14 protein-coding genes, 1 pseudogene and 1 other annotated feature are annotated in these 18,177 nt (G+C 48.5%); of the genes and pseudogenes, 8 read left to right on the plus strand and 7 right to left on the minus strand.

Going from position 1 to position 18,177, the window contains the following annotated elements; all coding sequences use genetic code 11:
* Positions 1-390 precede the first annotated feature (390 nt).
* Positions 391-849 carry an IS200/IS605 family transposase gene (gene tnpA, locus HMPREF3091_RS05080; protein ID WP_070714573.1) on the plus strand — a complete coding sequence of 153 codons (459 nt, stop codon included), beginning with the start codon at positions 391-393 and terminating at the stop codon, positions 847-849.
* A 261-nt stretch (positions 850-1,110) separates the two neighbouring features.
* On the opposite strand, the gene pssA is transcribed toward tnpA, so the two are convergent.
* The 4 genes from pssA to trxC form a co-directional block, all read right to left on the minus strand.
* Positions 1,111-2,466, minus strand: coding sequence for a CDP-diacylglycerol--serine O-phosphatidyltransferase (pssA, locus tag HMPREF3091_RS05085; protein WP_004089216.1), 1,356 nt, complete (start codon positions 2,464-2,466; stop codon positions 1,111-1,113).
* Positions 2,467-2,598: 132 nt separating this feature from the next.
* On the minus strand, positions 2,599-5,274 hold the full coding sequence (locus tag HMPREF3091_RS05090; protein WP_070714574.1) for a bifunctional acetate--CoA ligase family protein/GNAT family N-acetyltransferase: 2,676 nt from the start codon (positions 5,272-5,274) through the stop codon (positions 2,599-2,601).
* Positions 5,275-5,318: 44 nt separating this feature from the next.
* Positions 5,319-6,011: a tRNA-uridine aminocarboxypropyltransferase gene (locus HMPREF3091_RS05095; protein ID WP_070714576.1), complete on the minus strand. Its 693-nt coding sequence runs from the start codon at positions 6,009-6,011 to the stop codon at positions 5,319-5,321.
* A gap of 131 nt (positions 6,012-6,142) precedes the next feature.
* Positions 6,143-6,574 carry a thioredoxin TrxC gene (gene trxC / locus HMPREF3091_RS05100; RefSeq protein ID WP_004089211.1) on the minus strand — a complete coding sequence of 144 codons (432 nt, stop codon included), beginning with the start codon at positions 6,572-6,574 and terminating at the stop codon, positions 6,143-6,145.
* 270 nt (positions 6,575-6,844) lie between these two features.
* Between trxC and HMPREF3091_RS05105 the strand changes: the two genes are divergently transcribed.
* Complete coding sequence (locus HMPREF3091_RS05105) at positions 6,845-7,960, plus strand: tRNA/rRNA methyltransferase (RefSeq protein ID WP_070714578.1); 1,116 nt, start codon at positions 6,845-6,847, stop codon at positions 7,958-7,960.
* Positions 7,961-8,094: 134 nt separating this feature from the next.
* On the opposite strand, the gene arcA is transcribed toward HMPREF3091_RS05105, so the two are convergent.
* Complete coding sequence (gene arcA / locus HMPREF3091_RS05110) at positions 8,095-8,811, minus strand: two-component system response regulator ArcA (protein ID WP_004089205.1); 717 nt, start codon at positions 8,809-8,811, stop codon at positions 8,095-8,097.
* 112 nt (positions 8,812-8,923) lie between these two features.
* Between arcA and HMPREF3091_RS22835 the strand changes: the two are divergent.
* The 6 genes and pseudogenes from HMPREF3091_RS22835 to thrC all read left to right on the plus strand — a co-directional run bounded on the left by HMPREF3091_RS22835 (position 8,924) and on the right by thrC (position 15,266).
* Positions 8,924-9,072, plus strand: a pseudogene (locus HMPREF3091_RS22835) (hypothetical protein).
* Positions 9,073-9,486: 414 nt separating this feature from the next.
* Positions 9,487-10,173 carry a tRNA/rRNA methyltransferase gene (locus HMPREF3091_RS05115; RefSeq protein WP_070714580.1) on the plus strand — a complete coding sequence of 229 codons (687 nt, stop codon included), beginning with the start codon at positions 9,487-9,489 and terminating at the stop codon, positions 10,171-10,173.
* Positions 10,174-10,414: 241 nt separating this feature from the next.
* Complete coding sequence (gene thrL / locus HMPREF3091_RS23055) at positions 10,415-10,498, plus strand: thr operon leader peptide (RefSeq protein ID WP_071603088.1); 84 nt, start codon at positions 10,415-10,417, stop codon at positions 10,496-10,498.
* Positions 10,434-10,557 (plus strand) — a sequence feature (Thr leader region). It overlaps the preceding gene by 65 nt.
* Positions 10,558-10,582: 25 nt before the next feature.
* Positions 10,583-13,042: a bifunctional aspartate kinase/homoserine dehydrogenase I gene (thrA, locus tag HMPREF3091_RS05120; RefSeq protein ID WP_070714582.1), complete on the plus strand. Its 2,460-nt coding sequence runs from the start codon at positions 10,583-10,585 to the stop codon at positions 13,040-13,042.
* Between the two features lies 1 nt (position 13,043).
* On the plus strand, positions 13,044-13,973 hold the full coding sequence (gene thrB / locus HMPREF3091_RS05125) for a homoserine kinase (RefSeq protein WP_070714585.1): 930 nt from the start codon (positions 13,044-13,046) through the stop codon (positions 13,971-13,973).
* 3 nt (positions 13,974-13,976) lie between these two features.
* A complete protein-coding gene (thrC, locus tag HMPREF3091_RS05130) occupies positions 13,977-15,266 on the plus strand; it encodes a threonine synthase (protein WP_070714587.1) in 1,290 nt (429 codons plus the stop codon).
* Between the two features lie 132 nt (positions 15,267-15,398).
* On the opposite strand, the gene yaaA is transcribed toward thrC, so the two are convergent.
* Together yaaA and HMPREF3091_RS05140 are read right to left on the minus strand one after the other, a co-directional pair.
* Entirely contained in the window at positions 15,399-16,178 is a 780-nt protein-coding gene (gene yaaA / locus HMPREF3091_RS05135) for a peroxide stress protein YaaA (protein ID WP_070714589.1), read from the minus strand.
* 129 nt (positions 16,179-16,307) lie between these two features.
* Positions 16,308-17,741, minus strand: a complete 1,434-nt coding sequence (locus HMPREF3091_RS05140; RefSeq protein WP_070714591.1) for an alanine/glycine:cation symporter family protein — start codon at positions 17,739-17,741, stop codon at positions 16,308-16,310.
* Positions 17,742-18,177 lie beyond the last annotated feature (436 nt).

The following is an 18,177-nucleotide window of genomic DNA, read 5'->3' on the forward strand; positions in this document are numbered from 1 at the left end:
AAAGCCTCATGCGAAAGCATGGGGCTTTTTTGCTTTGGAGAGCTGATAAAACGATCTTCTGAGGTTGTTTGGGCGGTAGTGTTGTTCTGGTAGATGTTGTTTGTCGGTGAGTTACGCTTTGAGTAGTGCAAATCCGTTCCCGACGGATTTGCACAGCACGAAGGGTGACAGGCAGGAAGCCCGTCATATAACAGCAGGCATTAAATAAAGTAAAAAAACCTCAGTTGAAAGGCTGAGGTTTTTTGTTGTGCACAGAAAACCTCCAGCTAGGCTGGAGGTTCCGTAAAGCTTTCAGCTTTGAGCCAGTTATAAAAACCCCTTTTGATTTGTTAAAACAGTTTGCGGTCTGGCAACTGCAAACGTTCAACAAGAAATCAAAAGGGGGTCCCTATGAGGGACGAAAAGAGCTTAGCTCACATGCGATGGAACTGTAAATATCACATAGTTTTTGCGCCGAAGTACCGAAGACAAGTGTTCTACGGGGAAAAGCGTAAAGCGATTGGCACCATCTTAAGAAAGCTGTGCGAATGGAAAAGTGTGAATATTCTAGAAGCAGAATGCTGTGCGGATCACATCCATATGCTTGTGGAAATCCCACCGAAAATGAGTGTGTCGGGTTTTATGGGATATCTGAAGGGAAAGAGTAGCCTGATGCTTTATGAGCAGTTTGGCGGTTTGAAGTTCAAATACCGTAACAGGGAGTTTTGGTGTCGAGGGTATTACGTTGATACGGTTGGTAAAAATACAGCCAGGATACAGGAATACATAAAGCACCAACTGGAAGAGGATAAGATGGGTGAGCAGTTATCGATCCCTTATCCGGGTAGCCCGTTTACGGGCTGTAAGTAACGAAGTCTGATGCAAATGTCAGATCGTATGCGCCTGTTAGGGCGCGGCTGGTAACAAAGCCTTATAGGCGCATCTGAAAAACCTCCGGCTATGCCGGAGGATATTTATTATTTGAAAAAATCTAAAAAAAATAGCCGCTGAAACTCATCGAGTAAGCTTGTTTATTTGTGCATAGCTGAGTTATTGGCAAAGATAAACCAATGAATAATACCCATTGGTGTAGGGATATAAAAAAGCCTCCAAGCAGGAGGCTTAATATAGTTACAATATTCGACTTATTAGGCGATCAATACGAATTCTACGGAGTCGTCTTATTAGCTTACGTACTTTTAGTGGATACTGTTGAATAGTTTCAAGCTCAAGGTAGCTACGCACAATATGCGTGTTGGTCCGGATACACTCCAGCTCGTTTTGGCGTTGGTCATGTAACTGGTGCTTAGGATCATGAATGAGAACTGCGTTCTCTAAATCTAGTCGCCATGCACGGGGATTCAGGTTATTTCCCGTAATCAGCTGCCATTGATCATCAATCCACATGCCTTTTAGATGATAGGTATTATCTTCATCTTTCCAAAGACGCACGACGAGCTGACCGTTATCGACGAAACGTTGCAGGCGGCTCATAAATCGGCGTAGATTAATTTCGTAGAGATAGGGAAGCGCACCAATAATCTTGAATGGCTCATCTTCTGGAATATAGAAATCATTCGCCTTTTTGTCGCCCACGATAATTTCAACCTGCTTACCTTGCCGCAATAAATAAATAATATTGCGTACTAAAAGAGCCGGCATATTGAAATAAGGCGTACAGAGCGTAACTTTCTCTTCTGTACTGCACATCAAATGATGGATTGTTTTATTGAGTACGCTATGTTTACCCAATCCAGCAAGAGGGGTTACTGCTAATTCATCGTTGCTGGCAATCGCTGCCACATCATAGCCGCAGCTGCGTAAGCCATGGCGGAATTGTCGTGTTTCATTGCGAATTTCTGGGCTTTTAGGACGATCGTCACGATCCAGACGTTGAACCGCGGGATCGGTAAGCAGCTTATTTTGAATATAAGCAGACATCGTATCGGCCAAGCGGCTGTTCTTGATGAAGTGATATCGGTCATAACGATATTTGTCATGACGATGTAGATATACGTCATTCAGGCTTGCGCCGCTATAAATCACTTGATCGTCGACAATAAAGCCTTTGAGGTGTAAAACGCCGAGAGCTTCACGGGTATTTACAGGTACGCCATAAATAGGAACTGAAATGCCAGGGTGTTGATCGGCCATAGCGCAGTACCAGTCGGCATTTGTATTCGTTGCCGCGGCGCCAATACGTCCACGTTGTGCACGGTGCCAGTCGACGAGAACGTAGATTTCTAAATCTGGATGCTGTTGCTTTGCGCTATACAAGGCATTGAGAACATCGCGTCCGCCGTCATCGTTTTCCAGATACAGCGCCGTGATGTAAATACGGCGAGAGGCGTTAGAAATCGCGTCTATTAGAGCCAGTCGGAAAGCCTCTGGCGTAAACAGCGTCTGAACATCCTCAACTGTCTGGGGAAGTTTTGGCAGTTGTGCAAGGTGTTGTTGATGTTTCGTTCGTTTAAATTTAGACAACATCACAGTGCGCTTCTTCTCTCATCATTGTGTAGCAAAACGCTACATACAGTTATATTAGCCTAGGGAATCGGGCGATAATAACACTACTTTCCCTTGATTGCGTATGTTTTGCCTCGATTTGTCGCTACCCTCTCAGCAAAATTCAGTATGTTCCTGTGTGAGATTACCTAGCGGTAAGCATAGATTGACAATACCGTCTTCGATTTGGATATCGACCTGAAATCCAAGCTTTCGCGCTAGACCAATCATTCCCTGATTATTGGGCATCGTAATGCCTACGAGCTTCTCAAGACCGTGCTGGGTTGAATAAGCGATCATTTTACTTAATAGCGTTTTTCCTAGTCCCAAGCCGTTACGATCTGAACGAACGAGGACGGCAAACTCAGCTTCGTGATTATCGGGGTCCGATAGTGCGCGAGTGACACCAATAATGGCATCTCGCCCTTCTTCCTGTACAACCGCGACAAAAGCCATTTCTCTGTCGTAGTCAATCTGCGTCATCTTAGCAAGATCTTCATGAGTGAATTCGTTGATCTCGCTAAAGTAACGATAGTACAAATCCTCTTTAGTCACCTTTTGAATAAATTGCTGCAGTAGCGGCTCGTCTTCTGGAAGTATAGGGCGCAGCAAACAGGTCGCTCCGTTACGCAACGTGACATTTTCTTCGAGATGCTGTGGGTAAGGGCGTATGGCTAGGCGGTTTTCAGCATCACCAGCAAAAGGCGTTAGTTGTAACGAGACATCCAGCAGGGTGAAATCCTCTGCCGAGGCCAAGACGGGATGAATATCGAGGCGGGTAATCTCTGGGCAGTCGACGATAAGGTCAGAAACCTGAACAAGTAGCTGACTTAACCCATCGATATTCAATGGCTGCAGAGGGCTTCTGCCGCGAATTTTACCGCCTTTAATTGCCTGCATGATGAGATAGCGAGCCAGTGTCATATTTAGCGGAGGAAGAGCAACGGCCGCATCATGGTCAGGATCCCATGTCCCACCGCCTTCTCCCAGCATGATCAGTGGGCCGAAAACCGGATCGTTATCGACGAGTACCCGTAGCTCCTGAGAGCCCGCGCGGTTAGCCATGCTTTGGACTAGCAGACCATGAATTCGAGCCTGAGGATACGCGTGCTTAACACGATCTATAATCGCATTTGCCGCTTGCTCAACTTCACTCGCGTTGCGCAGATAAAGCATGACCCCTTGTACATCCGATTTATGAGGTATATCTGGCGAACGGAGTTTTAGGGCGACCGGATATCCAACTTGCTCCGCAATATGTACCGCTTCGGTGCTATCGTTGGCAATCCACGTGGGTAACGTATGCAGACCGTAGTGCGACAGAATGGATCTCACCTCATGGGTATCGAGATGGTAGATCCCCTCTTTCATTGCCTGCTGAATAAGGTCATGGGCCTGAGTAGGGTTGGCTATTAGGGCCGCTGGCAGAGCCGGTGTCTCCATGAGCTGACGTTGGTTGCGGCGGTATTCAACCATGTGCATAAAGGCGGTAATGGCACCTTCTGGTGTTCTATAGGTCGGGATTCCCGCTTCGCTGAATAATCGGCGCGCTTCCTGCGATGAAAATTCGCCGCTCCAGTTCGTCAGTACTGAAATTCGTTTGCCGCGAGGATGCTGTTTAAGCGCCTGAATCACGGTTTCTGCAGTGGCCGTAGCCGGTGCCGCAGCGCTCGGAGCATGGATGATTAGTACCGCATCGTAGCAGTGGCTGTCTAATAAACAATTGAGAGCTACCTGATAGCGTGCAGGCGTTGCATCATCGCGTAGGTCGATCGGGTTTTGCAGATAAACATCGTCAGGCATTTTGCTACGTAATACCGTCAGGGTTTCCTCATCCAGTGTGGCAAGCTTGCCGTTGCGGCGCAGTAATTCATCAACTGACATTGCAGCCGGTGCTGCGCCGTTGCTGATAATCAGGATCTTCTCCCCTCGCAGAGGATGCATGTGGCTGAGCGTTTCTACCGCAGAGAAAAGCTCATGCGTATCCTGAACACGGAGTAAACCTGCGCGCTGGATCGCTGCGTCATAGGCAGCGTCCAGTCCTTGCACGCTATTGAGTAGCTGCTGAGCCTGCGGGCTGCGACCACTTTTGATTACTAGTATGGGTTTATTACGCGATGCGCTTCGCGCCGCAGAAAGAAAACGTCGGGCATCATGCAAATGCTCAAGATAGATCAGGATGGCGCTGGTTTTGCTATCTCGTGCTAAAAAGTCGAGTAAGTCATCAACGTCGATATCAAGACTATCACCCAATGCGATAAATAATGAAAAGCCAATCTCACGCTGTTGAGCCCAATCTAGAATCGTATTGGATACGGCGGCAGACTGGGAGATAAACGCCAGCTTGCCAGGCAAAATAGGGACAGGGGAGAAACTGGCATTCATTTTCTGCCATGGAGCCAATAGGCCTAAGCTGTTTGGTCCCAGCAGACGCACATTATGTTGCTGAGCGCAGGATTTTAGCTCTTGAGCCTGAGCACTTGGAGAGGAGAGAACAATTGCCGCTCGGCATCCCTTTTTTCCTAATGCGGTGATGACTTCGATATTGCGTTTGGCATTAATACACAAAATGGCGAGGTCAGGAGCAAAGGGGAGAGACTCTATGTCGGGATAGGCAAGGACACCACATACAGCCTGATAACGAGGAGTGACTGGCATTACAGGGCCGGAGAACCCTCCTTTCAGCAGATTCTGCATTATCAGGTGGCCGTTACGCCCAACCTTATTTGATGCACCGATAACGGCGATTGATTTGGGGCGTAACAACGATTCCAGACTGCGTTGACTCATAGCCATGACTCCTTGCCGAAGCGGATAGGCTGAGTCTAATACCTCTAGATATTTTCTGCAGTGACCTCTTCACGGTGATGAGGCTTACCTAGCAAATATTGACGACGAAAATAGGTAAAGTGCTGTTGTAACCCCTGAGCCGCCTCGCTATCGCCAGCGATATCCAATAAAGCCGCAGCAACCTCTGCCGTACAGTGCTGATCGTCACGTGCCGACTCGCGTAGCGTGTAGTCACTCTCAAGTTTTGCCTCTAAAGAGAAAACGGGGAACTTGTCGAGATAAGGGCTTTTACGAAACATTTTGGTCGCTTCGCGCCATGTACCATCTAACATGATAAATAGCGGTGGTTTGGCATTCATATCTGCATCTAGCGTTGTTACGGCCCGCTCTGGGGCATATGAACCGGGAAAAACCACATAGGGTTGATAATCAGGGCTATTAAGTAACGTTAAAAGCTCAGGATCAACTTCGGTTCGAGCCCATTGAAAGGCCGCGGTATTTGGCAAAATATCGGCAATTAGGCGCCCTGTGTTACTCGGCTTCATCGGCTCGGTATCGTACATCATCAGACAAAAACGGCTGTTTGCTATGCGTGGTGAGATGGTTTCGCATAAGCAGCGCGTTGCAGGCAATAGACAACGCTGACAGCGTGTGACTCGACCTCCACGGGTAAGAAAGGGTTTTGTTGCTTTGGCTAAGCGTAGCTCGCGCAAACGCAGAACGGCATTAGGAGACATCGACTTCTCTGATGAGGCAAAAGCGCTATTTTAAACAAGCGGGCTAGCAGGGTACAGCGTCGATAGGCGTGGACATCGATAAAAAGTAAAAAGCCCAGAATTTCTCTGGGCTTGATAGCATCAATGGAAAACTAGGCTTTAGTGGCAAGTTGCTCGTTGACCCAGCCATCGAACGGGGCTTTTGGCACCGCGCCGTTTAGCATGTCTACCAATTGACCATTTTGGTAAAGCATGATCGTTGGGATACTACGAATGCGGAAACGTGCGCTGAGCTCGGGCTCTGCCTCGGTGTTGACTTTCACACAACGAATCTGCCCAGCACGTTCTTCAGCGACCTCTTCAAACACAGGAGCAAATCCCTGACACGGGCCACACCATGGTGCCCAGAAGTCGATTAGGACAGGTAATTCGTCTTGGAGAATTTTATCTAGCGTAGCAGACGTTGCGTTAATCACTTCACCATCGAATAACTCATGACCGCAGCGACCGCATTTAGCCTGATCCTCAATGCGCTCTTCGGGTAAACGATTGGTGGTTTGGCAGGATGGACAAACGGTATTCATGGTTAACCTCGTGGTTTGGATAAATATTCCGTGCTTTTCAACGGTAAAAGCAACGTTAATGTTTAGATAATGTTAAGCATTATGGTGCTTAGGGATATTAATCACAATCAGGTTTCCTCAATGGTTATAATAGATGCCAGCTTTTGTCCGAAGCTTAAGTGCTCACGTTGTTTGCCGCCGTAATTTGTTAGCGGCTGCAAGCCATTTGGGTATAGCTTAGTGGTCACACATCAGGTAATCTTCGCGCCCTGCGCGTTGGTGGAGATAGCAATGAACGATTCTTTTAATGGCAAAAATGGCAAGGTTAAAGTGATGTACGTCCGTAGTGAGGACGACAGCAAAGACCGTGACCAAAAATCGCGTCCGGAAGGTAAAGGGCGTCAAGGTGAACGAGGTGGTCGACAGGGCCGTAGTGCTCAGGATGGAGACCGTCGCAACGATCGCCGTGGTGGTCAAGGCCGTAGCCAGGAAAACGATCGCTCACGCCGTCCTGCTGGTGCGAGCCGCAGTGAAGGTCGTAGCGAGGGGCGGAGTGAAGGCCCTTATGATCGTTCGCCTTGGAAAACGGTTTCTCGTGCACCGAATGAAGAAGATAAGCCAGATCACGGCGGTATCGCCGGTAAGAGCTTTATCGACCCTGAGCAGTTGCGTCGTCAGCGGGCTGAAGAAACTCGAGTCTACGGCGAAAATGCCTGTCAGGCTCTGTTTGCAAGCCGCCCTGACGCTATTGTTCGCGCATGGTTTGTTCAGTCGGTAACACCACGTTTCCGAGAAGCCCTGCGCTGGATGGCTGCGAACCGCAAAGCCTATCATGTGGTTGATGATGAGGAACTAACGAAAGCATCAGGAACCGAACATCATGGCGGCGTATGCTTCCTGATTAAAAAACGTAATGGTCTAGATGCTCGTACTTACCTGAAAACAGCAGCGGATACCGACTGTGTTCTGGCGTTAGAAGATGTGGGCAACCCGCATAACTTAGGCGGCATCATGCGTACCTGTGCGCACTTTGGTGTAAAAGGGCTGATGGTTCAGGATGCGTCGATGTTGGAGTCTGGCGCAGCTGTGCGTACCGCTGAAGGTGGCGCAGAGCATATTCAGGCTATTGATGCCGATGGCTTTGATGGCGCGCTGGATGAGTTTCGTCGTGCAGGCTATACCATTGTCACCACTTCCAGCCATAAAGGCACTACGCCGCTGACTAAGGCGGCATTGCCTAAGAAAATGGTGTTAGTGTTAGGCCAAGAGCGTGACGGCCTGTCTGAAACCGTTATGCAGCAGGGCGATTTAAGTTTGTCTATCGGTGGTACAGGTCAGGTTGAGAGCCTGAACGTGTCTGTCGCGACCGGCATTCTACTCGCTGAATGGTGGCGTCAAAACGCGTAATCGCGTTTGAGATGATGAATAGGCGGAGGAAACTCCGCTTTTTTATTGCTGTTATTGATGAGAAGTTCATACGACAGATAAGCAAAAGGCCGGATTATCCGGCCTTTTTTGTGTGTCTTGCTTAGCGCTGGAGATTACTCTTCCAGATCGCCGCAGAAACGATAGCCTTCACCGTGAATCGTCGCGATGATTTCCGGAGTATCTGGCGTAGACTCAAAGTGCTTACGGATACGACGGATGGTCACGTCAACGGTACGGTCATGTGGCTTGAGCTCACGGCCGGTCATTTTTTTCAGCAGTTCTGCACGGGACTGAATTTTCCCCGGATTTTCGCAGAAGTGCAGCATGGCACGAAATTCACTGCGTGGCAGCTTGTACTGTTCGCCGTTAGGGCTAACCAATGAACGGCTGTTGATGTCCAGCTCCCAACCGTTGAAGCGATAGCTTTCAACCAGCTTGCGTTCTTCGGTGCCACCGCCCAGATTCATGGTGCGGGACAGAAGATTGCGAGCACGAATAGTCAGCTCACGTGGGTTGAATGGCTTAGTGATGTAATCATCGGCACCGATTTCCAGGCCAAGGATTTTATCCACTTCATTGTCGCGGCCAGTCAGGAACATCAGCGCTACATTTGCTTGTTCACGCAGCTCGCGAGCCAACAACAGGCCATTTTTACCAGGCAGGTTGATATCCATGATAACCAGATTGATGTCGAATTCTGACAGGATCTGGTGCATTTCTGCGCCATCATTGGCTTCATGAACGATATAACCTTCCGCCTCAAAAATACTTTTAAGTGTGTTTCGAGTGACGAGTTCGTCCTCGACGATAAGAATGTGCGGGGTCTGCATGTGTTTGCTACCTAAAATTGCCAACAAAATAGAAATAGGGAAGTACAGTAGTCTTGGATCCTAAAACATCAAATCGAGAGTGTGGCTGTTTCGATGATGTAACAACATAGAGATTCAACAGACTAAAGTACGTAAACTCGTTCTTGATGCACTTTCCATCAACGTCAACAACATCGCTAGGTTGGTCAGGGGATGTTACTCCCTACAGCCCCGGTGGTGCCAAAAGCGGCGCACATCCTAACCCTATTAACAGCAATATAACAGCACACACCGCAATTGCCATCCAACAAAACTACGCTTTGTTGACATATATCAAATCCAATTGTAGCACGTTAACAGATTTGTGAAAAACACTTACAAGTATGTGAGCTTAATAACGAACTTAAGCCAGTTTGTCTCTGATTAAGCTCGGTAAATTTGCACGGCAAAGCTAAACTTTATTCTAGATTTATAGAAAATTTAATTCATTGATTGTAAAAATGAATTTATCGTATTTGTTCTAAATAACTTAGTCTCTGCATGTTTTTTGATTAAAATACCTTTTTCCTTTTTTATCTAATAGAAAAATCCGTTGTTTTGTTAAATAAATGTAACTTTGCAGGTATTGGAAAAACCAGCTAGAGCAAGATAAAGTGCGCTCTGTTAATTACGAATTGTTAAAAATCGGGCATTTATATGCAAATACACATCGTACTGGTCGCTCCGGCCAGACCTGAAAATATTGGCGCGGCAGCAAGGGCTATGAAAACCATGGGGTTTTCATCTTTACGGATTGTTGATAGTCAGGCATACCTTGAGCCTGCCACGCGTTGGGTCGCGCACGGGTCAGGAGATATTTTAGATAATGCCCAGCACTTTGATACCTTGGAAGCCGCGTTGGCTGATGTGGATTTCACCGTTGCGACGACCGCCAGAAGCCGTGCCAGATACCACTATTACTGCTCGCCTCAGGAACTTACGGGTATCTTGCAGGAAAAGCAGAACTGGACCACAAGCTGCGCTATCGTTTTTGGACGAGAAGAGTCGGGGTTATCAAACGAAGAACTCGCCTTAGCGGATATTCTGACCGGGGTTCCTATGGTGGCGGATTATCCGTCGTTGAATTTGGGTCAGGCGGTGATGGTGTTTTGCTATCAGCTATCGTCGTTGATGCAAAATAGGATCGAAACCCAGCAGCCGGCCGAACAGAACCAACTGGTGGCTTTGCGTCATAGGGTTCATCGTTTGCTGGGCGCGTTGAACGTTGAGGACGATCAAAAACTATCAGATTGGCTCGATCAACGACTCGGTTTACTCGCTCAGCGTGACACTTCGATGCTACATACGTTGATTCACGATATCGAAAAGGCGCTGAAAAAATAAGCTAACGAAGAAAAAAACCGAAAACGTCGAATGCTCGGTGAAGGTGCGCAAAGTTATCCCATTCTGCTCAGTCATAAAGTGTGACTCAGCGCACTTTTGCTGAGATAGGGTTTTTATAAAGGTTTTTATGCTGCTTAGGTTATCAGTATGTTGCCAAGTAAAAACAGAATTTCGTTGACTTAGGTTGGCCTTTGCTTTAACCAATATAGGGCAGACACAAGAATTTATTGGACAGACAGAGATGCGTATTAGTTTTCATAACTACAGCCTGAACACCACAACAATTATTACCACCACCGATACTACATGTAACGGGGCGGGCTGACGCGTACAGAAAAAGAGAAAGAAAAAAGCCCGCACCTAAACAGTGCGGGCTTTTTTTTAAGCCTAATTCGGGAGAGTGTTACAAATGCGAGTGCTGAAATTTGGTGGTACCTCAGTGGCGAATGCAGATCGATTTCTGCGCGTTGCTGACATCTTAGAAAATAATGCCCGTCAGGGACAGGTTGCCACCGTGCTGTCTGCGCCGGCGAAAATAACCAATCACTTAGTGGCAATGGTAGAAAAAACGATCGCTGGACAAGATGCGCTGCCAAATATCAGCGACGCGGAAGCGATTTTTGCCGATTTACTGACAGGGCTTGATCAGGCTCAGTCTGGATTTGAATATGGCCGCCTAAAGCAGCTGGTTGACGCTGAGTTTGCTCAAATTAAACAGGTGTTGCATGGCATCTCGCTGTTGGGACAATGCCCAGATAGTGTGAATGCAGCGATGATTTGTCGCGGTGAAAAACTCTCGATTGCAATTATGGCCGAGCTGCTTAAAGCGCGTGGTTACGGCGTTACCGTGATTAATCCGGTGGAAAAACTTTTGGCCGTTGGTGGCTATCTGGAATCAACTGTAGATATTGCGGAGTCCACTCGTCGTATCGCTGATGCGCCGATTCCAGCCGATCACATGGTATTAATGGCGGGTTTTACCGCAGGTAACGATAAAGGCGAACTGGTGGTATTAGGCCGTAATGGCTCTGATTATTCAGCTGCGGTGCTCGCGGCTTGCCTACGCGCTGATTGTTGTGAGATCTGGACCGACGTTGACGGTGTATACACTTGCGATCCACGCACTGTACCCGATGCAAGATTATTAAAATCAATGTCATATCAAGAGGCGATGGAGCTCTCTTATTTTGGCGCCAAAGTTCTTCATCCTCGCACCATTGCACCTATAGCCCAGTTCCAAATTCCCTGCCTCATCAAAAATACCGCAAACCCCCAGGCACCCGGAACCCTCATCGGGCGCGAGAGTGGTGCTGATGGCGTACCGGTAAAAGGCATAACTAATCTGAACAACATGGCGATGATCAACGTCTCCGGTCCCGGCATGAAAGGTATGGTTGGTATGGCGGCGCGCGTGTTTGCGGTCATGTCGCGTAGTGGGATTTCGGTCGTCCTGATCACCCAGTCCTCATCCGAATACAGCATTAGCTTCTGCATTCCTCAGCGTGAGCTGGAGCGTGCGCAAAGTGCACTGAACGAAGAATTCTATCTAGAGCTGAAAGATGGTTTGCTAGAGCCGCTGGATGTCACTGAGCACTTAGCGATAATCTCCGTCGTCGGTGACGGCATGCGGACTATGCGCGGTATTTCGGCTAAGTTCTTCTCCGCTCTGGCGCGTGCCAATATCAATATTATTGCAATTGCACAGGGCTCTTCAGAACGCTCTATTTCCGTGGTAGTCAATAACGACTCAGCGACCACGGCCGTTCGTGTCAGCCACCAGATGTTGTTCAATACCGATCAGGTCATTGAGGTCTTCGTGATTGGTTCCGGTGGCGTAGGCGGTGCGCTGATCGAGCAGATCCATCGCCAACAGTCATGGCTGAAGAATAAACATATCGACCTGCGAGTGTGTGGCATCGCGAACTCGCGGGCGCTGCTAACCAACGTGCATGGTATTGAGCTCGATCGCTGGCAGAGCGAATTGGCTGATGCTAAAGAGCCGTTTAACCTTGGTCGCTTAATCCGTTTAGTGAACGAATACCATTTGCTGAATCCCGTGATTGTTGACTGTACCTCCAGTCAGGAGGTGGCCGATCAATATGCTGATTTCCTTAGCAACGGTTTCCACGTGGTGACGCCAAACAAGAAAGCCAACACCGGTTCCATGAACTACTACCATCAACTGCGTCAGGCAGCAGCGGGGTCGCGCCGTAAGTTTTTATACGACACCAACGTCGGCGCGGGTTTGCCAGTTATCGAAAACCTGCAAAATTTGCTGAGCGCTGGCGATGAGTTAGTGCAGTTCTCTGGGATTTTGTCAGGTTCACTCTCCTTTATTTTCGGCAAGTTAGAAGAGGGGATGTCTTTATCGCAAGCCACGCTTGAAGCGAAGAAACTCGGCTATACCGAGCCCGATCCGCGTGACGATCTTTCTGGTATGGACGTCGCACGTAAGCTACTTATTTTGGCGCGTGAAGCGGGCTACAGCATGGAGCTGAACGACATTGAGGTTGAGTCTGTACTGCCTGCCGATTTCGACGCAGGTGGGGATACATCGGCGTTCTTGGCTCGCCTACCTCAGTTAGACGATGGGTTTGCCGAGCGAGTGGCGAACGCGCGCGAGAAAGGGGCGGTGCTGCGTTACGTTGGGCAAATTGTTGATGGCCGTTGTCAGGTCAAAATGGTAGAAGCGGATGGTAATGATCCGCTCTATAAAGTGAAAAATGGCGAAAACGCCTTAGCGTTTTACAGTCGCTATTATCAGCCGATTCCACTGGTTCTGCGAGGCTATGGGGCGGGTAACGATGTTACCGCTGCCGGTGTATTTGCAGATTTGCTGCGTACTTTGTCATGGAAGTTGGGAGTCTAATATGGTTAAGGTTTACGCACCGGCTTCAATTGGTAACGTCAGCGTGGGTTTTGATGTGTTGGGTGCCGCCGTGTCACCTATTGATGGCCAATTTCTTGGCGATTGCGTTAGCGTTGAAGCTGCGGATGTATTCAGCTTGAGTGCGAAAGGTAGCTTCGTGAGCAAGTTGCCAAGCGATCCGAAAGAGAACATTGTTTATCAGTGCTGGGAGCGCTTCTGTCAGGCGATTGGTCGCGAACTGCCGGTAGCGATGGTACTGGAAAAGAACATGCCTATCGGCTCTGGTTTAGGGTCTAGCGCTTGCTCCGTTGTGGCCGCATTAATGGCTCTCAATGAATTCGCGGAGCAACCACTCGATCAAACTCAGCTATTGGCCCTGATGGGTGAAATGGAAGGGCGCATTTCCGGCAGCGTGCATTATGACAACGTGGCACCCTGTTACCTCGGTGGGTTGCAGCTGATTTTGGAAGAAAACGGCATCATTAGCCAAACCGTTCCCGGTTTCGATGAATGGTTCTGGGTGATGGCTTATCCGGGCATCAAAGTTTCCACCGCTGAAGCCCGCGCTATTTTACCTGCTCAGTATCGCCGACAAGACTGTATCAGCCACGGACGCTATCTGGCCGGCTTCATCCATGCGTGCCATACCCGCCAGCCCGTTTTGGCGGCTAAATTGATGCATGATGTTATTGCCGAACCATACCGTACACGGCTGTTACCAGGATTTGCGCAGGCACGTCAGGCTGCGCAGGATATCGGTGCACTGGCTTGTGGGATTTCTGGTTCTGGCCCAACGCTGTTTGCCATTTGCGATCGTCAAGATACCGCGCAGCGTATGGCACAGTGGCTGGAAACTAACTATCTGCAAAACGAAGAAGGTTTTGTTCACATTTGCCGTCTGGATAACGCAGGCGCACGACGACTGGGATAATGCATGAAACTTTATAATTTGAAAGATCATAACGAACAGGTCAGCTTTGCGCAGGCGATTAAACAGGGCTTAGGTAAGAATCAGGGGCTATTTTTTCCTCTTGAACTCCCTGAGTTTGAACTGACTGAGATCGATAACCTCTTGCAACAAGATTTTGTTACCCGCAGCGCCAATATTCTATCGGCATATCTGGGTGATGAATTCTCAGCAGACGTGATTTATAACCGAGTCAAAGCAGCATTTGCTTTCCCCGCACCAGTTGCTTCTGTTGAGCCTGACATTGCGTCATTGGAGCTCTTCCATGGACCCACGCTAGCGTTTAAAGATTTCGGTGGGCGCTTTATGGCGCAGATGCTGCAGGAAGTGGCGGGCAGTGAGCCAGTGACGATTCTGACCGCGACCTCAGGCGATACCGGAGCTGCAGTGGCCCATGCGTTTTATGGCTTGGAAAACGTGCGCGTTGTTATTCTGTACCCGCAGGGCAAAATTAGCCCACTGCAGGAAAAGTTATTCTGCACCTTAGGTGGAAATATTCAGACGATTGCCATTGAGGGGGATTTTGATGATTGTCAGGCGCTAGTCAAACAGGCTTTTGATGATGAAGAACTGAAAAAGGCATTGGGGCTTAACTCCGCTAACTCTATCAATATCAGCCGATTGCTGGCGCAAATCTGTTATTACTTTGAAGCTGTGGCTCAACTGCCGCAGGAAGCGCGCAACCAACTGGTGGTTTCTGTACCCAGCGGTAACTTTGGTGATTTAACCGCGGGTCTGTTGGCGAAGTCGTTGGGGCTGCCTATCAAACGCTTTATCGCGGCGACCAACGCGAACGATACCGTGCCTCGTTTCCTTGCGACAGGGCAATGGCAGCCGCATAGCACCGTAGCGACATTGTCGAATGCAATGGATGTGAGCCGGCCAAATAACTGGCCACGCGTAGAAGAGCTATTCCGGCGTAAAATTTGGCAGCTCAAAGAGCTGGCGTATGGGCATGTTTCTGATGACGTCACACGCCAGACCGTGCGCGAGCTATCCCAGTTGGGGTATATCTCTGAGCCACATGCTGCGATTGCATATCGCGTGTTGCGCGATACATTGCAACCGGGCGAGTTTGGTTTGTTCTTGGGCACTGCGCATCCAGCGAAATTTAAAGAGGTGGTTGACGAGATTTTATCTAGCGACTTACCTTTGCCTGCCGAACTGGCAGAACGCGCCAATTTGCCTCTGCTCTCGCATCAGATGGCGGCAGATTTCGTTCCGCTTCGCGCTTTTATGATGCAATGGGCAAAGTGAAAACGCGAAAATAAGTGATAAAAAAACTAGGTGTTCTGATCGTTTAAGAGGTCGAAATACGCGGGTCTACCACGCCGAGGGAGCAAGGAACACATTCATGTGTTCTATGCTCCCTGCAACGTTGTCGGCGGTTTACGCCTCGTGGCGTTTAAAAATCAGCTCGCTGCCTGATTTATCGATTTTTTCTTCATCAAAGAAATAACCTTCAAGGTTAAAATCTTTCAGCTGTTCTGGCTGAGTCAATTGGTTCTGGATAATAAAGCGGCTCATTAATCCACGCGCTTTTTTAGCGTAGAAGCTGATGACTTTAAATTTCCCACCTTTCTCATCTAAAAACACCGGCTTAATCAGTTGGCCGTCCAGTTTGGCGGGTTTGACGGCTTTAAAGTACTCATCGGAGGCCAGATTGATCAGCACATCATCGCCTTGTTCTTTTAGTTGCTGGTTTAATTTTTCGGTGAGCAAATCGCCCCAGAAACTATACAGGTCGCTGCCTTTAGCGTTGTGCAACTTGATGCCCATCTCTAAACGATAAGGCATCATCAAATCCAACGGACGCAGTAACCCATACAATCCAGAAAGCATGCGTAGGTGTTGTTGAGCAAAGTCGAAGTCTTGCTCGCTGAAATCTTCAGCATGAAGACCAGTATAAACATCGCCTTTGAATGCCAAAATAGCCTGACGGGCATTTTGCGGTGTGAAATTAGGCTGCCATTCTGCAAAACGGGCTGCGTTTAGGCCTGCTAGTTTATCGCTGATCTTCATCAGACTGCCGATTTGCGCAGGTGTTAGCTCACGACAGTACTCCATCAGTTGGGCAGAGTGATCGAGCAACTCAGGTTGGGTATAGCGCGTTGTCGCCAGCGGACTTTCATAATCCAGCGTTTTGGCAGGTGAAATAATAATCAGCATGGATCGATCCTGTGGTTAGTGTCTGGTGACTAATGTAACAAATTTATTATGCGGAGTGATTAATCAGTGTGATAGGGGAGCGATAGTTTGCTCCCCTGATGATGAATAGCGAGTGATGGAGTCTACCAATTATTCAGATTTCGGTTTGTCCCAAATGCCGGGCTCAACCTGCTGCTGGATTTCAGGATATTGGCTGATATCAAAAGTAGGTAACCGACCAATACTGCGCTGGTGGTTATAGTCCTTAGCCAGTTTGAGCGCCACGCCTGAGAGCAACAAAATGGCAATTAGGTTAGTGATGGCCATCATCGCCATCGAAAGATCGGCCATCTTCCACACTAACGGTAATTCGGCAAGTGTGCCAAACATCACCATGCCGAGCGTGCAGCAACGAAACAGCATCAGCCCTGCAGGATGGTTATGCTCAAGGAAAATGAGATTACTTTCAGCATAGGAGTAGTTAGCTATGATTGACGTAAAGCCGAAGAAGAAGATGGCGGTGGCAATAAAGTAAGAGCCCCACCCCCCCACGGCAGAAGAGAGCGCGCGCTGGGTAAGTTCAATACCGCTGATGGAGCCTGACGTATGCTCTAATGCACCGGATGACAGGATGATAGCGGCTGTAGCGCTACAGATAACCAAGGTATCTACAAACACCCCAAACATCTGCACATAGCCTTGCGAAGCCGGATGCGGCGGGTAAGGGGTTGCTGACGCGGCTGCGTTTGGCGCCGAGCCCATACCCGCTTCATTTGAGAATAGACCGCGCTGAATCCCTTGCGTCATTGCTTGGGCAATACCATAACCAACAGCGCCAGCAGCGGCCTCTTGCAGACCAAAAGCGCTTTTAAAGATCAGCATAATCACTTCAGGCATACGACTTAGATTATGTCCCACCACCCAGAACGCGAGCAGCAGATAGGCGATAGCCATAAAGGGAACTATAAGCTCTGCGGTTTTGGCAATTGAACGTAGCCCGCCAAAAATAATAGCGCCACTGAGAATCACCAATCCAATGCCGACATAGAGTGGCTGAATACCAAAGGCGACGGCTGTTGCCTGTGCGATAGAATTTGACTGGACGGCGTTGAATACCAAACCAAATGCGATAATTAAGAAGATGGAAAACAGCACTCCCATCCAGCGCATGCCAAGCCCTTTCTCCATGTAGTAGGCTGGGCCGCCGCGATAGTTCCCTTGATCGTCTTTGGTTTTGTATAACTGAGCCAGCGTACTTTCAATAAAGGACGTCGACATGCCGATAATAGCGACCACCCACATCCAGAAAATCGCGCCAGGCCCACCAGCGGTGATGGCAATCGCCACGCCGGTAAGATTACCCGTGCCAACGCGAGCCGCGAGGCTGGTACAGAGTGCTTGAAATGAGGAAATCCCTGCAGTGTCTGACTTGTTGCTGTTCTTGAGTACCGAAAACATATGGCCGAAGTGGCGAAACTGAATAAAACCGGTACGTATAGTGAAAAACAGACCGGTACCGATCAAAAGGTAGATCAGTACCGATCCCCACAATATGCTGTTAATAAAGTTAATTAGATCCGTCAAAATGCTCTCCTAGTGTTTAATTACTTGGCGTAACTATACTTGCTGTAACTACATCGGCAAGCATTACGCAAATTTCACCTAGCCGAGGATATTTTTATTGTGACAAATGGGCTTCGGCGTTGCGCAACTCGCGCAAAAGTGTGGTTTGAAAAAACGGCAAGAATGTAGCATAAGTTTGAAAACCTATGGCGATTTATTCTCGTTATCGGCTGTGCGCTGTTTTTACTTAGGGCGAAAACGGTTGCTTGCCGTTTCTGCGTTAGAACCGATAAAAGTGATAGGTTTTATGACGAGTTTAGTGCATTGCGCAACACGTGATGCGTGTTATTATCAGCGATAGGCACGTCATAAACCGCCAACAGTTCATGCACAATGGCGTTATTCACTTGGGGTTATCAGTGTTATAGCTCAAAAGTGACAAGCAAAACCATTGCTG

Origin of the sequence: Hafnia sp. HMSC23F03 (genome assembly GCF_001816025.1) — a bacterium.
Classification (GTDB): domain Bacteria; phylum Pseudomonadota; class Gammaproteobacteria; order Enterobacterales; family Enterobacteriaceae; genus Hafnia; species Hafnia paralvei.

Coding starts and splice junctions, on each gene's coding strand:
- thrL (WP_071603088.1), top strand. CDS start 10,415: ATGCGTATTAGTTTTCATAACTACAGCCTGAACACCACAACAATTATT.
- HMPREF3091_RS05105 (WP_070714578.1), top strand. CDS start 6,845: ATGAACGATTCTTTTAATGGCAAAAATGGCAAGGTTAAAGTGATGTAC.
- trxC (WP_004089211.1), bottom strand. CDS start 6,574: ATGAATACCGTTTGTCCATCCTGCCAAACCACCAATCGTTTACCCGAA.
- yaaA (WP_070714589.1), bottom strand. CDS start 16,178: ATGCTGATTATTATTTCACCTGCCAAAACGCTGGATTATGAAAGTCCG.
- thrB (WP_070714585.1), top strand. CDS start 13,044: ATGGTTAAGGTTTACGCACCGGCTTCAATTGGTAACGTCAGCGTGGGT.
- pssA (WP_004089216.1), bottom strand. CDS start 2,466: ATGTTGTCTAAATTTAAACGAACGAAACATCAACAACACCTTGCACAA.
- tnpA (WP_070714573.1), top strand. CDS start 391: ATGAGGGACGAAAAGAGCTTAGCTCACATGCGATGGAACTGTAAATAT.
- HMPREF3091_RS05095 (WP_070714576.1), bottom strand. CDS start 6,011: ATGTCTCCTAATGCCGTTCTGCGTTTGCGCGAGCTACGCTTAGCCAAA.
- HMPREF3091_RS05115 (WP_070714580.1), top strand. CDS start 9,487: ATGCAAATACACATCGTACTGGTCGCTCCGGCCAGACCTGAAAATATT.
- HMPREF3091_RS05090 (WP_070714574.1), bottom strand. CDS start 5,274: ATGAGTCAACGCAGTCTGGAATCGTTGTTACGCCCCAAATCAATCGCC.
- thrA (WP_070714582.1), top strand. CDS start 10,583: ATGCGAGTGCTGAAATTTGGTGGTACCTCAGTGGCGAATGCAGATCGA.
- arcA (WP_004089205.1), bottom strand. CDS start 8,811: ATGCAGACCCCGCACATTCTTATCGTCGAGGACGAACTCGTCACTCGA.
- thrC (WP_070714587.1), top strand. CDS start 13,977: ATGAAACTTTATAATTTGAAAGATCATAACGAACAGGTCAGCTTTGCG.